Raw genomic sequence first — 13,807 nt, forward strand, 5'->3', positions numbered from 1 at the left:
AGAGGGCTTCGGGATACGAGGCCCGGGCGCTGACGTCAAGGGGCGTCGGCTCAGCCGCGACGCCGCCGCCGGCGTGGCCGGTCCCCGCCGCCGTCTCCACCGCTGCCGGTATTGAAGGTGACCTCCGGAAGCGTGACCAGTTTCATGAGATTCGGGAACGGGTCGGAGGCATGGGGCAGAGCGCTGGCGGCAACGAAATGTTCCTGAAAACGCGGCTCGATGGCCGTTTCGACCTTGGTGATCTCGCCGACCTCACGCTCGATTTCTGCCCGGGCGGTGCGATTGAGAAGCGCGATCCGCGCGCCGGTTCCGGCGGCATTCCCTGCCGAACTGACGGCCTCGAGCGGCACATCCGGGATCATGCCGAGCACCATCGCGTGTTTGGGGCTGATATGAGCGCCGAACGCCCCTGCCAGGACGACACGGTCGACCGTCTCGGTTCCCATCTCGTCCATCAGCAGCCGCGCTCCAGCATAGAGCGCCGACTTTGCGAGCTGGATCTCGCGGATATCGGCCTGAGTCACGGTGATGCGCGGCCCGCCCTCGGGGGAACCGTCATGGAGCAGATAGGCATGGGTACGCCCGTTGGGCTCGCAGCGCTCCGTTCCGGTCTGGGCAGACGAGCCGATCAGGCCGGCGCGGTCGAGCAGTCCTGCCATGCGCATCTCGGCCACGGCCTCGATGATGCCGGAGCCGCAGATCCCGGTGACCCCGGTCACCGCCGTGGCTGCTTCGAACCCCGGATCGTCGGACCACAGCTCGGAACCGATGACGCGGAAGCGCGGCGCCTTGGTCACCGGGTCGATCTCCACACGTTCGATGGCCCCGGGCGCGGCGCGTTGACCGGAGCTGATCTGCGCGCCCTCGAAGGCCGGGCCGGTGGGCGAGGAACAGGCCAGCACGCGCTCGCGATTGCCCAGCAAGATCTCGGCATTTGTGCCGACATCGATCACCAGCGTCAGGTCTTCCTGCTCCCCGGGCGCCTCGGAGAGCGCCACGGCGGCGGCGTCCGCACCGACATGGCCGGCGATGCAGGGCAGGATATAGCTGCGCGCCTGCGGGTGAATTGAGACGAAGCCAAGCTCGGCGGCGGGGAGATTCACCGCGTCGGACGTGGCCAGCGCGAAGGGCGCCTGACCCAGCTCGACCGGGTCGATCCCGAGCAGCAGGTGATGCATCACCGGGTTGCAGACCAGCACCGTCTCGACGATACCCTCCGGTTCGATCCCCGCCTCGGTCGCGATCTCGGCGGCAAGAGTGTCCAGCGCCTCTCGCACGGTGCGCGTCATCTCGACCGCCCCGCCCGGGTTCATCATCGCGTAGGAGACGCGGCTCATCACGTCCTCGCCGAAGCGGATCTGCGGATTCATCAGGCCGGAAGAAGCGAGCACCTCGCCGGTGGCAAGATTGCACAGATGTGCGGCCATGGTCGTCGAGCCGAGATCAATGGCGAGCCCGTAGAGCGGGCCCTCGAAATAGCCGGGCCAGATGTCGAGCAGGCGCGCGGGACCACCGACCTGGTTGTGGATGGCGCAGGTCACTTGCCAGTCGCCCTTGCGCAGAACGGGTTGCAGCTTGCCCAGCAGCGCCAGCGGGACCTCGGCCAGTTCGACCTCCCATGCTTCGCGCAAGGCATCGCGCAGGCGCTGGAGATCGCCCGAAGGCTCGTGCATGTCCGGCTCGCCCACCTCGACGAGCAACAGACGGGTGGCAGGGTCCATCTCGATGACGCGGTCGGTCGCGGCCTTGCGGACGACCTGCCGGTGAACCTGGCTCTCGGGGGGCACGTCAAGCACCACGTCCCTCTGGATCGTCGCCTGGCACCCGAGCCGCCGACCCGATTTCAATCCGCGCTTCTCGTCATAGCGCGCTTCGACCTTGTTCCACTCCGACAGCGCATCTTCCGCCACGGTCACCCCGTGCTTGGGGAAGTCGCCGAAGGCCGGCTGGACCTGGCATTTGGAGCAGATCCCGCGCCCGCCGCAGACGGAGTCGAGGTCGACGCCGAGTTGACGCGCCGCCTGCAGCACCGGCGTGCCGACGGGAAAGCGGCCACGCTTTCCGGAGGGGGTAAAGATGACGAGGGGGTCCTGTTGGCTCACGGGTCGGATCCTGTTGCTTGGGCCCGACATCTCCGCCGGGTTGGTCTTCCGGCCATTCTTGGCCATGGTCGGGCGCGGGGTCATCCCGTTTGCGACACCCGATGCCGGGGGGCGACGCGATGGCAGGGCTTATCGGACATGTGGTGCGAGAGTTCAACGCCGGGCGGGTGGCCGAACGCCGCTCCAATGATCACGATTTCCGGATGTGGTGCCAGCATTTCGAAGCGTTTGTGGCACCGGGCTGGGCGCGGATTGGCATCGGATCAAGACGGAAGGTCCGGCCCGCTGTTCGGCAACCGTTGAAACCTCATCCTGCCACGGCGGAGAGCGGACCGGTCCACAAGACCTTATCCCCAGTCCGGGCCCAGATCCTCCCGCGCCCGTTCGATCCAGTGCTCCCGAAGCCAGGAGCAGGGCAGCGTGTGACGAATGACCGAGCCGTGATAGCCTTCCACGGCCTCGCTCATCTTCGGCCTGCCGTGGAAACAGACCACCCGCGCCGCTTCCGGCAGGCGCGGCTCCCGGACATAATTCATCGGCGGCAGATGCAGGCAGCCATGCTTGAAACTCACGACCTGGTCGGGCGGCAGATAGGCGAATTCTCCGCGCTCCTGCGCGATGATAGAGGTGTAGCGTTGCTCCGAGCCACGCGCCTTCTCCACCTCGCCCGTCGGATCGGCGGCCAGAGTGTCATAGAGCCAGCCATGCAGCGCCGGGTCATAGCGGAAGACCGATCCATGTCCCGTCTTCCGGCCGCGCCGCGCCTCGACCCAATCCGCGCGCATCGCCACCTTGCCCGGTTCGAAAAACAGCAGGTCGTCGAGATTTCCGGTGATGACCACGTCGAGGTCGAAGCCGAGGATCGGGCCTTCGAGATCCGGAATCAGTCCCGGGCGGAACAAGCTGACCTTGCGCATCGCCCCCTGCCGATTGGCGACCGACAGCGCGGCGTCCATCTTTTCCAGATAGGGTTCGCGGGGCAGATCCAGCAGCTCGATATCCGGATGCAACCCCTCCGCATCTTCGGTCATGCAGAAGAAGCGGACCTCGTCGGTCAGGTTCCGTCGGGCACCCGAATAGAGCCGGTTGACATATTCCGGCCCGAACAGGCTGCCCCATTTGATGCAAATGACATTGGCCATGGCCATGCGCCTCTCCTTTGCCCCGCTCTAGCGTGAAGCCCGCCGGCTCGCCAGAGCAGAAAACCGCAGGCGGCGCCGAATTCGATTGCACTATGGTTGCAAATTGCTTCTGGACCCCCATATCGCTGAATGAAAGCAATTTACTATCAAATTGATGCGACCCGACTTTCGGGCCGCCACGTCCGGGAACCCCGCCATGACCAACCAGATCGCTCCTTCACCCTGCTCGCCCACTCCTCAGTTCCCGGGGGCCGGGGGCGACCGGGCCCGGTTGGGCGCGGAATTGCAGCAGCTCAGCGACACGCTCGCGCATTTGCGCGGGGAGGTTCAGCGTGGCGACAACGGAACGCCGCTATCCGGAAAGCTCATGCAGATCGCGGATCGCCTCGAACAGATCGCGTCCCAGCTGTGCGACTCCCTCCCGCTCAAAGCTGAAGCGCCGCTCCTGAGCCCGCGAGAACATGAAGTTCTGCGCTGGATTGCCCTTGGCAAAAGCAATGCTGTGATCGGCGAGATCCTCGGCATCTCCCGCCATACGGTCGACACACATAACCGTCGGATTTTCCGAAAGCTCAACACGGCAGACCGGACCACGGCCGCGATCCGGGCGGTGGAATTCGGGCTGGTTTGACGTCCACGGAGATCTGGCTTGCTCCGCTGGGCACGGTTTCATGGATGGCGCAGGCCGCTTGCGCGCTTTCTCCAACCGTTGCTCGGAGCCTGAACGCCTAGCGTATCCCCTCGCGCGTTGTCGCCACGCGGTAATAGGCCCAGAGCAGGCGCGCCGCCACGCTGCGCCAGGGAGACCAGGCTTCTGCCATCTCACGCAACGCCGCCTCGCTCGGCCGCCCGTCCAATGCGAACAGAACCCGCGCGGATTCCTGCAAGGCAAGATCCCCCGGGGCGAAGACATCCGCCCGCCCGAGCGAGAACATCGCGTAGATCTCCGCCGTCCAGCGGCCGATCCCCGGAACATCCGTCAGCAAGGCGACAAGCTCCGCTTCCGGCGTTTCCCGCAGGGCGGCATAGTCGAGCCGCGCCGCCGCCAGCGCCTTCGCGTAGCGGATCTTTGGGCGACTCAGGCCGCAGCCACGCAGATCCTCCTCGCTGGCCCAGCCGATCTTGCGCGGACCGGTCAGCCGCGCCGCCTTCAGCCGCGCCCAGATCGCAGTCGCCGAAGCCACCGAGACCTGCTGGCTGACGATCGCCGACAGCAGCGCTTCGAAACCGTCCTTGCGCAGCCGCAGCGGCAGCGGTCCGGTCTGCGTCAGCGCAACCGCGAAACGCGGCTCCCGCGCCGCCAGCCAGGCCGCGCCTTCGGCCACGCACTCCTGCCCCTCGATGATCCGGCCAATTTCACGCATCGCGCATCCCGGCAAAGCCCTGCTTCAAGACGATCTTCTCCCTCGGCGCCAACACGGGACGGCGCCACCGATCAAACCTATCTGTCACCGCCCGACACGCAAAGCCCGGAACATGCGCAAACGTGCATCCCTGCGCCCTTGCCTCGCGCCGCAAAGCCGGGCAAAGCGGATCGCGATGGAAGAGACGCCCAGCATATCCCCCGCCGCACAGGACGCCCGCGCGAAGCGCAACGTGATAATCCTTGTCGCCGCCCAGGCCATCCTCGGCAGCCAGGTCGCGATGATCTACACCGTCGCCGGGCTCGCCGGCGGCATGCTTGCACCAAATGTCTGCCTCGCCACGCTGCCGATCTCGCTGATCGTCATCGGCACCATGACCACCGCGCCGTGGCTTTCCTCTGCCATGCAACTGCTCGGCCGCCGTACCGGCTTCTTCATCGGCGGCATCGGTGGCGTCATCGGTGCCTCGATCTCCGCGTATGCGCTCTGGAAAGGAAGCTTCGGGCTCTTTATGCTCGGCTCCTATTTCACAGGTATCTATGTCTCGGCTCAGGGCTTCTACCGCTTCGCCGCCGCCGACACGGCCTCCGAAGAGTTCCGCCCAAAGGCGATCTCCTATGTGCTGGCCGGCGGGCTGGTCTCCGCCGTGATCGGCCCGACGCTTGGCACCAGCCTCGCCGATATGTTCGTCATCCCATTTCTCGGCACCTATTTCGCCGCCATCGCCATTAACATCCTCGGCATGGGGCTGTTCCTTTTCCTCGACATCCCGACACCGCCCCGCCCCGTCGCCGGCATGCCCACCGGGCGGAGCCGCCGCGAATTGCTCTCGGACCCGAATATCCTCGTCGCGATCATCGTCGCCATGGTCTCCTATGCGCTGATGAATCTCGTCATGACCTCGACCCCGCTCGCGGTGGTCGGCTGCGGCTTCGAGACGGAAACGGCGGGCTTCGTCGTCACCGCCCATGTGCTCGCCATGTTCGCGCCCTCCTTCATCACCGGTCACCTGATCGCACGTTTCGGCGTCAAGGCCATCGTCTCGACCGGCCTTCTCATCCTTGCCACGGCCGGCGCGGTGGCGCTGCAGGGCGTCGATCTTGCGAATTTCTTCATCGCCCTCATGTTGCTTGGGGTTGGTTGGAACTTCGGCTTCATCGGCGCCACGACCATGCTCTCCCAGGCCCATTCGCCGGAGGAACGCGGCCGGGTGCAGGGGATGAACGACTTCCTGGTCTTCGGGTGCGTCGCCGTCGCCTCCATGGTCTCGGGCGGGCTGATGAATTGCTCGGGTGGCGACACCCAAACCGGCTGGGTATCGGTCAACCTCGCCATGGCGCCCTTCCTTGCCTTGGCCGGCGGCGCGTTGATCTGGCTGACCCTGCGCCCGAAGGACTAGGCCACTCCTGCGGTATCACGGCCCCAGCTCACATGAAAAAGGGTGCCCCCGAAGGCCTAAGCATTCCGCCGTAGGGGACATAGGTTAGTGAGAAATGAGATGTGGCCCGAAACCGGCCCATCTCGCTCGCGCACGACATATTTGACCTTGCTCATGTAGCGGCTCACCCCAGCGGCTTGATCCTGGGAAGTTCCCGAGCCGGAATGCGATGCCGATCGGTTCGACTGGTTGCGGCTGGCGCACGGACATATGTCGACGACTTCAGGTCAGCATCGAAGTCCCCGAGATGGATGTCGAGGGCGTCCAGAAGAACTTCTGCAGCGGCAAACACCTTCGTCCGATTTCGGATAGGATTGCTGTGAAAAACTTCGTTCCTGGCATCGCGCACCAACTTGATGCGCGTTTGGAAAGCACTTTTGTCCAGCGCAAAGCCAAGTTCATTGTCCGGCCTGAACACCCCCCGACATTTTCTCCAGCCAGTGACCATGAGTCTTGACAAATCCCCCAGTGTCATCCGCGCGAAGATCTGATCTTCACTGTCGGGATCTATGAGTTTTCCCTTGCTGGGTGAGTGCAGGACCCTGTCAATTGTGAAGAAGACCTGCTTGATGAAGTCTCTGCTGATCGGCATGCCGCAGATGTTATTAAGACCTGACTGGTCCACATTGGCCGTTTTTCTGAGACCGAAAATCTTGAGAGTATTTTCCCATTGAGTGTTGCCCGTAAGTATTCCTACGGGCAACAGTCCCGAAAAATCTGACGATTGCGTGAAAAAATCACAAAAGATCAAGACCCTACCGGCTGTCATCGGCAGGGCCTTGATACTGTCTCACCTATATGTCCCCTACGGCGGAATGCTTAGCCCGAAGGCGCGCCCCAATCTCGTTGAGATCCGGAAAGGATCAGGCCGCTGCCGCGTCCTTCAGCCCGAACCGGCCGTAGAAGCTCTGCCCCTTCTCGCCCATCTCCTTGAGCAGCATTGGCGTCGCGAAACGTGCGCCATAGGTCTCGGCAAGCTCCGCCGTCCGCTCTGCCGCATAGGGCGTGCCCAGCATGTCGAGCCAGGAGAACGGCCCACCGGACCAGGGCGCGAAGCCCCAGCCGAGGATCGCCCCGACATCGCCCTCGCGGATATCTTCCAGGACGCCCTCTTCCAGCGCGCGCACGGCCTCCAACACCTGCACGAAGAGCAGGCGGTGCTGCACCTCGGTCAGGCTCGGCTGCTCCTCGGCCAGCGGGTATTGCTCGGCCAGACCACTCCACAGGCCCGTCCGCTTGCCCTTGACGTCATAGTCATAGAAACCCGCGCCCGCCTTGCGGCCCAGCCGCCCGGCCTCGACCATGCCGAAGACGATGTCGTCGCTGGCATCGTCATAGGCGTCGCCCATCGCCGCCTTGGTCGCCTTGGCGATCTTGGCACCGAGATCGAGCGAGACCTCGTCGGTGAGCTGCAATGGCCCCAGCGGCATGCCGACCAGCTTGGCGGCATTCTCGATCAGCGCCGGGTTCACACCCTCCTTGATCATCCGGATGCCCTCGTTGGTATAGGGCAGGATGCAGCGATTGGCGTAGAAGAAGCGTTCGTCATTGACGACGATCGGCGTCTTGCGGATCTGGCGCACATAGTCGAGCGACTTGGCCACGGCACGGCTGCCGGTCTCGGCACCCTTGATGATCTCCACCAGCAGCATCTTCTCGACCGGCGAGAAGAAATGGATGCCGATGAACTGCTCGGGCCGCTTGCTGGCCTTGGCCAGCTCGGTGATCGGCAGGGTCGACGTGTTGGTGGCGAAGATGCAATCAGCGCCCACGACCTCTTCGACCTTTTTCGTCACTTCGGCCTTTACGGCCACATCCTCGAAGACCGCCTCGATGATCAGGTCGCAGCCGGCCAGATCATTGTAGTCATTGGTCGCGGTGATCTTCGAGAGCAGAGCCTCTTTCTTCTCCGGCGTGGTCTTGCCGCGCTTGATCCCCTTGTCGGCATAGTCGGCGGTATAGGCCTTGCCCTTCTCGGCGGCCTCAAGGCTCTGGTCGAGCAGCACGACATCAATCCCGGCCTGCGCCGAGACCAGCGTGATGCCCGCGCCCATCATGCCCGCGCCGAGCACACCGACCTTCGACACGGTTTGGTCTTCGACGTCAGGACGGTTCGCGCCTTTCTCCAGCGCTTCCTTGTTGATGAAGATCGACCGGATCATCGCAGAAGAGGACGGGTTCATCAGCACATTGACGAACCAACGGCATTCGATGCGAATGGCCGTGTCGAAATCGACCTGCGCGCCCTCATAGACCGCCGAGAGCAGCGCCTTTGCGGCCGGGTAGACGCCCTGCGTCTTGCCGTTGACCATGGCGGAGGCGCCGACATAGGTCATGAAGCCCGCCGGGTGATAGGGCGCGCCGCCGGGGATCTTTTCGCCCTTCTCGTCCCATGGTTTGACGATCTTGGGGTTGCTCAGCACCCATTCTCGGGCCTTTTCGACCAGTTCCTCAGGCGCCACAACCTCATCGACCACACCGGTCATCTTGGCTTTCTTCGGATTGTTCAACCGGCCTTCGAGCAGCAGCGGCGAGGCGCCCATCGCTCCGAGCTTGCGCGAGAGCCGCGTGGTGCCGCCAGCGCCGGGGAAGATGCCGACCATGATCTCCGGCAGGCCGATCTTGGCCTTCGGATTGTCGGCGGCAAAGATGCGGTGGCAGGCGAGCGGAATCTCAAGCCCGATGCCGAGCGCCGTTCCCGGCAATGCCGCCGCGATCGGCTTGCCGCCCTTGTTGGTCTTGGGGTCCATCCCGGCGCGCTCGATCTTGCGCAGGATGGCATGCATGTTCATCACGCCGTCAAACAGTCCCTTGGCAGGATTGTCCCCGGCATTTTCCTTCATCTTCGCGATGATGTTGAGGTCCATCCCGCCGGCAAAGCTGCCTTTCTTGCCGGACGTGATGACAGCGCCCTTGATCTCGTCAGTTGCAAGCACCTCGTCAATCAGCGCGTCAAGATCGATGAAACCCTGCTCGTTCATCACGTTCATCGACTTGCCCTGGGTGTCCCAGGTGATGATGGCGACGCCGTCGGCGCCGACATTCATGGTAAAATCGGTCATGTCTGTCTCCCTGAGGGATTACTGGCCGCCGCCCTCTTCGGGCGCGGGACTGTTGAGCGTGTCGTGGCGAATCGGGTTCAGGATCGCCGCGATCTGGAATGTTTCCCCGAGCCGGCGCAGCACCAGCGTCTGGCGCACTTTCGGCAGCGGGTGGGCCCCGATATCGACCCGGTACACCTCGGCCGTCACGGCCAGGAGGGTGGGGTCAAGTACCTGGATATTGGCGATCTCTTGTCGCCAGATGGGCTCATGCGTGTCGTCGGACAGCTCGGCGACACGTAGCGCATGGCCGCGCAGCGCCTCCTCGTCTTCGAGCGTCTCTGTGAAGCCGTCATGCACAAGGACCAGCGGACGGGCATAGCGCGCCAGCACCGCTTCGAGACGGCCTGCCGAGATATCCCTGCGGGTTTCCGAGAGGAAGTTGTGAACCCGGGACATAAGTTCCTGTTCGCCGATCCTTGAAAGTGACATGTCAGACCCGTTCGATGATGGTTGCAGCTCCCATGCCCGAGGCGACACAGAGCGTGGCAAGGCCGGTTTCCTTGCCGCTGCGCTCCAGCTCGTCGAGCAGGGTCCCGATGATGATAGCACCGGTTGCGCCCAGCGGGTGACCCATTGCGATGGACCCGCCATTGACGTTGACCAGCGCCGGATCGACCTCGAAGGCCTGCAGGAAGCGCAGCACGACAGCCGAGAAAGCCTCGTTGACCTCGAAAAGATCGATATCACTGATCGCCATGCCGCTATCGGCGAGGATCTTCTCGGTGACCGGCACCGGACCGGTCAGCATGATGGTCGGGTCGAGCCCGATCTTGGCGGTTGCGCGGATGCGGGCGCGTGGCTTCAAGCCGTTGGCTTCGCCGAACTCCTTGCTGCCCACCAGAACAGCCGCGGAGCCGTCCACGATGCCCGAGCTGTTGCCGGCATGGTGGATATGGGTGATCGCCTCAAGATGCGGGTATTTCATCAGCGCGACCTTGTCGAAGCCGGGCATGGCCTTGCCCATCTGCTCGAAGGACGCGTTGAGCCTGGCGAGATCCTCGATTCCGGTGCCCGGGCGCATGTATTCGTCGCGCTCGAGGATGATCAGCCCGTTCTGGTCGAGCACAGGAACGATGGATTTCTCGAAACGGTTGTCGGCCCAGGCTTCGGCAGCGCGGCGCTGCGATTCCACGGCCAGCGCGTCGGCCTGCTCGCGGGAGAAGCCGTATTCGGTGGCGATGATGTCGGCGGAGATGCCTTGCGGGACGAAATACTCATTCATCGCGATGGAGGGATCGACGGCAATTGCCGCCCCGTCCGAGCCCATCGCCACGCGAGACATCATCTCGACACCGCCGGCAATATAGGCCTGCCCTGCCCCGCCCTTGATCTGGTTTGCTGCGAGATTCACCGCTTCCATGCCGGAGGCGCAGAAGCGGTTGATCGACAGACCCGGAATGCGCTCGTCGAGATCGGAGGCGAGCACGGCGGTCCGTGCAAGGCAGCCGCCCTGTTCCTTGACCTGCGTGGCGTTGCCCCAGATCACGTCCTCGGCGAAGTGCCCGTCGAGCCCATTGCGGTCCTTGATCGCATTCATCATCAGCGCGGAGAGCCGCGCTGCGGTCACCTCATGCAGCGCGCCGTCCTTGCGGCCCTTGCCGCGCGGGCTGCGCACCGCATCATAGATATAAGCTTCAGTCATGATCTGTCCTCTCTCAAGCCCGGTTTCACACGCGGTCCGCAGGGGAGCCGGGCATCAGGTCATAGGGGTGTTTCCAGCCCGGAAGCGCCGCGATGCGGTCCAGCCAGGCGTCGATATTCGGGTAGGCCGCACGGTCGAAACCGAAGGGCTCGGGATAGAAAAGATAGGAGCAGCAGGAGAAATCCGCATTGGTGACGTCCCGTCCTGCGACCCAGTCACGTCCCGTCATGTGGCGGTCCAACAGTTTGCAGGCATTGAGAAAACGGCCCTGAATGAAGGCGGTTGCCTCGGCCGGGCGTTTCTCCTCGGGGACGAAGTTCAGCAGGAAGCGTGCCACGCCGGCCATGCTCGACATCTTGTGATTGTCCCACAGGATCCAACGCAGCACCTCGCGCCGCTCAGCCGCATCCGCGCCGCCGAACTTGCCCGTCTTCTCGCTCAGGTAGTCGAGGATCACCCCCGATTGCGTCAGCGTCAGATCGCCGTCTACCAGCGCCGGGCATTCGCCCATCTCGTTGACATTGGCGAGGTAGTCTTCGCTGCGCGATCCGCCGTTGAAGAAGTCCACATAGACCGGCTCCCAGTCCAGCCCCGACAGTTCAAGAGCCAGCGCGGCCTTGTAGGAATGCCCGGATTCTCCAAAACAATGCAGTTTCAGTGTCATTTCTTGTCCTCCTGAACACCGGGAACCCTCGGTTTTTCTTCGCGAAAGCAGTGCCGGGAAAGGATCTGTTAACCCTTCCCGGCCTAGAAACCGGATGCGGTACAGGCTGGGGAGCCGATGGCCGCATCCGTCCTGCCTCCTTGGCTCGTCTCGGGGCCGATGAGGCAGGGCGTCGTCCGGTCTCTGCTGACGGTTTGAAAAACCCGGTCCGGGCGTCTCTCCCTGGTTGAAGCATTTCGTCTTGCAACGGCACCATCTTTCGCTGTCTCTCGGCTGCGCCTTGAACGCAAAAGCCGATACAAGATGCCGGGTTGAAGGCGAAACGCTATGATTGGCGACTACTTCTTGCGATCCTCCAGCTCCGCCTTGAACAGGCGAAGCCGGTGCGGCAGCGCTTCGTCATCCGTCACGCTGCCGAAATTCTCGAACAGGAAGACCAGAGCCTCATCCTGCGTCAGCCCGGCCTCCTCGCTGAATTTCCGAAGCCGCCGGAAAGCGTCCTCGTTGAGCGAGATATTGAGCCGCCGCGTGTAGCGCAGGCGTTTGACCATTGTCTTCCCTTCCGATCAAAACGCTTCCGCGGGCAGCGACATGACCGGCTCCGCGCCGCTCTGGATGCGGGCAAGATGCAGGGCGGTCGCGGGAAGCTGGCGCGCCATGTAATAACACCCCGTGGCGAGTTTCGTCTCGTAGAATCTTGCATCCCCGATCCCGGAAGCCAAGGCCTCATTCGCCGCCAGTCCCATCTGGGCCCACATCAGCCCGAGACAGGCATGGCCGAAGAGATGCATGAAGTCATAGGAGCCGGAAAGCGCCGCGTTCGGGTTGGTCATGCCGTTCTGCATGAAGAACATGCCGGCGGCCTGAAGATCCTTGGACGCCGCCTTGAGCGGGTCGAGGAAGTCCTTTTTCAGCGCTTCGTCGCCTTCATTCTCCTTGATGAAGCTCTTGATCATCTCGAAGAACCCCATGATCGGCTTGCCACCCTCGGCGGCCAGCTTGCGGCCCACGAGGTCCAGCGCCTGCACGCCGTTGGCGCCCTCGTAGATCTGGGTGATCCGGGCATCGCGGACGAATTGGGACATGCCCGAATCCTCGATATAGCCATGCCCGCCATAGACTTGCTGTGCCTGCACGGTCATCTCGAGACCCTTGTCGGTCAGGAAACCCTTGAGGACCGGCGTCAGCAGCGAGACCAGACCCTCGGCTTGCGCGTCGCCCGAGCGGTGGGACTTGTCGAGCAGATTCGCGCCCCAGAGCATGAAGGCGCGCGCGCCTTCGATGAAACTCTTCTGGTCCATGAGGTTCCGGCGAATATCCGGGTGCACGATCAGCGGATCGGCGGGGCCGTCCGGGTTCTCAGTGCCGGTAACGGCGCGACCCTGCAGGCGGTCTTTGGCATAGATCACCGCGTTCTGATAGGCGGCCTCGGCCTGCGCCATGCCCTGCATGGCCACGCCCAGACGCGCCTCGTTCATCATCGTGAACATCGCCCGCATGCCCTTGTGCTCCTGCCCCAGCAGGTAGCCTGTCGCATCGTCGAAATTCATCACGCAGGTCGAGTTGCCGTGGATGCCCATCTTCTCTTCGAGCTTGCCCACGGAGACCCCGTTGGACGCACCCACCTTGCCGTCTTCATCGACGAGGTATTTCGGAACAATGAAGAGCGAGACGCCCTTGATGCCGTCCGGACCGCCGGGGATCTTCGCCAATACAAGGTGGATCACGTTGTCGGACATGTCGTGATCGCCGGCCGAGATGAAGATCTTCTGTCCCGTGACCTTGAAGCTGCCGTCTTCCTGCGGGACCGCCTTGGTCCGCATCAACCCAAGATCTGTGCCGCAATGCGGCTCGGTCAGGTTCATGGTGCCGGTCCATTCGCAGGAGACCATCTTCGGCAGCCACTTCGCCTTCTGCGCATCTGTTCCATGGGCATGAATGGCGGAGTAGGCGCCATGGGTCAGGCCCTGGTACATGGTGAAAGCCTGGTTCGCCGCGGAGAACAGCTCGCCAACAGCGGTGCCGAGGATCACCGGCATGCCCTGTCCACCGTAGTCAGGGTCACAGTCCAGCGCGGTCCAGCCGCCTTCCTTCATCTGCTCGAACGCGTCCTTGAAGCCCGTGGGGGTGCGGACGACACCGTTTTCCAGCACGCAGCCTTCCTTGTCACCGACCTCGTTGAGCGGCGCGATCACGTTGGAGGCGATCTTTCCGGCTTCTTCGAGCACGGCGGCGGTGAAATCCGCCTCCAACTCGTCATAGCCGGGAATATCCTGCGCGGACGCCTTGAGAAGCGTGTGCAGGACGAACTGAATGTCGTTCACAGGAGCCGTGTAGCTCGGCATGGATGT

At 63.5% G+C, this 13,807-nt stretch carries 12 protein-coding genes; 2 read left to right on the forward strand and 10 right to left on the reverse strand.

What is annotated here, in order from left to right; translation table 11 throughout:
• Positions 1 to 50 precede the first annotated feature (50 nt).
• Positions 51 to 2,102, reverse strand: coding sequence for an ASKHA domain-containing protein (locus tag R3X27_RS05715; protein ID WP_411572465.1), 2,052 nt, complete (start codon positions 2,100 to 2,102; stop codon positions 51 to 53).
• A 347-nt stretch (positions 2,103 to 2,449) separates the two neighbouring features.
• Positions 2,450 to 3,250, reverse strand: coding sequence for a glycosyl transferase (locus R3X27_RS05720; protein WP_317707870.1), 801 nt, complete (start codon positions 3,248 to 3,250; stop codon positions 2,450 to 2,452).
• A 190-nt stretch (positions 3,251 to 3,440) separates the two neighbouring features.
• Here R3X27_RS05720 and R3X27_RS05725 point away from each other — a divergent pair, with 190 nt between their 5' ends.
• A complete protein-coding gene (locus tag R3X27_RS05725) occupies positions 3,441 to 3,875 on the forward strand; it encodes a helix-turn-helix transcriptional regulator (protein ID WP_317707871.1) in 435 nt (144 codons plus the stop codon).
• 97 nt (positions 3,876 to 3,972) lie between these two features.
• On the opposite strand, the gene R3X27_RS05730 is transcribed toward R3X27_RS05725, so the two are convergent.
• Positions 3,973 to 4,608, reverse strand: coding sequence for a DNA-3-methyladenine glycosylase 2 family protein (locus tag R3X27_RS05730; RefSeq protein ID WP_317707872.1), 636 nt, complete (start codon positions 4,606 to 4,608; stop codon positions 3,973 to 3,975).
• Positions 4,609 to 4,783: 175 nt separating this feature from the next.
• Here R3X27_RS05730 and R3X27_RS05735 point away from each other — a divergent pair, with 175 nt between their 5' ends.
• Entirely contained in the window at positions 4,784 to 6,007 is a 1,224-nt protein-coding gene (locus tag R3X27_RS05735; protein ID WP_317708055.1) for an MFS transporter, read from the forward strand.
• Positions 6,008 to 6,170: 163 nt separating this feature from the next.
• Here the strand turns inward: R3X27_RS05735 and R3X27_RS05740 are convergent, their stop codons facing one another.
• The 7 genes from R3X27_RS05740 to R3X27_RS05770 form a co-directional block, all read right to left on the reverse strand.
• Positions 6,171 to 6,815, reverse strand: coding sequence for a hypothetical protein (locus tag R3X27_RS05740; RefSeq protein ID WP_317707873.1), 645 nt, complete (start codon positions 6,813 to 6,815; stop codon positions 6,171 to 6,173).
• 94 nt (positions 6,816 to 6,909) lie between these two features.
• A complete protein-coding gene (locus R3X27_RS05745; RefSeq protein ID WP_317707874.1) occupies positions 6,910 to 9,108 on the reverse strand; it encodes a 3-hydroxyacyl-CoA dehydrogenase NAD-binding domain-containing protein in 2,199 nt (732 codons plus the stop codon).
• 18 nt (positions 9,109 to 9,126) lie between these two features.
• The gene (locus tag R3X27_RS05750; RefSeq protein ID WP_317707875.1) at positions 9,127 to 9,546 is read right to left on the reverse strand and encodes a hypothetical protein; all 420 of its coding nucleotides are present in this window, start codon (positions 9,544 to 9,546) and stop codon (positions 9,127 to 9,129) included.
• 34 nt (positions 9,547 to 9,580) lie between these two features.
• Positions 9,581 to 10,792, reverse strand: coding sequence for an acetyl-CoA C-acetyltransferase (locus R3X27_RS05755; protein WP_317707876.1), 1,212 nt, complete (start codon positions 10,790 to 10,792; stop codon positions 9,581 to 9,583).
• 25 nt (positions 10,793 to 10,817) lie between these two features.
• On the reverse strand, positions 10,818 to 11,456 hold the full coding sequence (locus R3X27_RS05760; protein WP_317707877.1) for a glutathione S-transferase family protein: 639 nt from the start codon (positions 11,454 to 11,456) through the stop codon (positions 10,818 to 10,820).
• 338 nt (positions 11,457 to 11,794) lie between these two features.
• On the reverse strand, positions 11,795 to 12,007 hold the full coding sequence (locus R3X27_RS05765; RefSeq protein ID WP_317707878.1) for a hypothetical protein: 213 nt from the start codon (positions 12,005 to 12,007) through the stop codon (positions 11,795 to 11,797).
• A 15-nt stretch (positions 12,008 to 12,022) separates the two neighbouring features.
• Positions 12,023 to 13,801, reverse strand: a complete 1,779-nt coding sequence (locus R3X27_RS05770) for an acyl-CoA dehydrogenase C-terminal domain-containing protein (RefSeq protein WP_317707879.1) — start codon at positions 13,799 to 13,801, stop codon at positions 12,023 to 12,025.
• Positions 13,802 to 13,807 lie beyond the last annotated feature (6 nt).

The organism is Tropicimonas sp. TH_r6 (assembly GCF_033101155.1).
Classification (GTDB): domain Bacteria; phylum Pseudomonadota; class Alphaproteobacteria; order Rhodobacterales; family Rhodobacteraceae; genus Tropicimonas.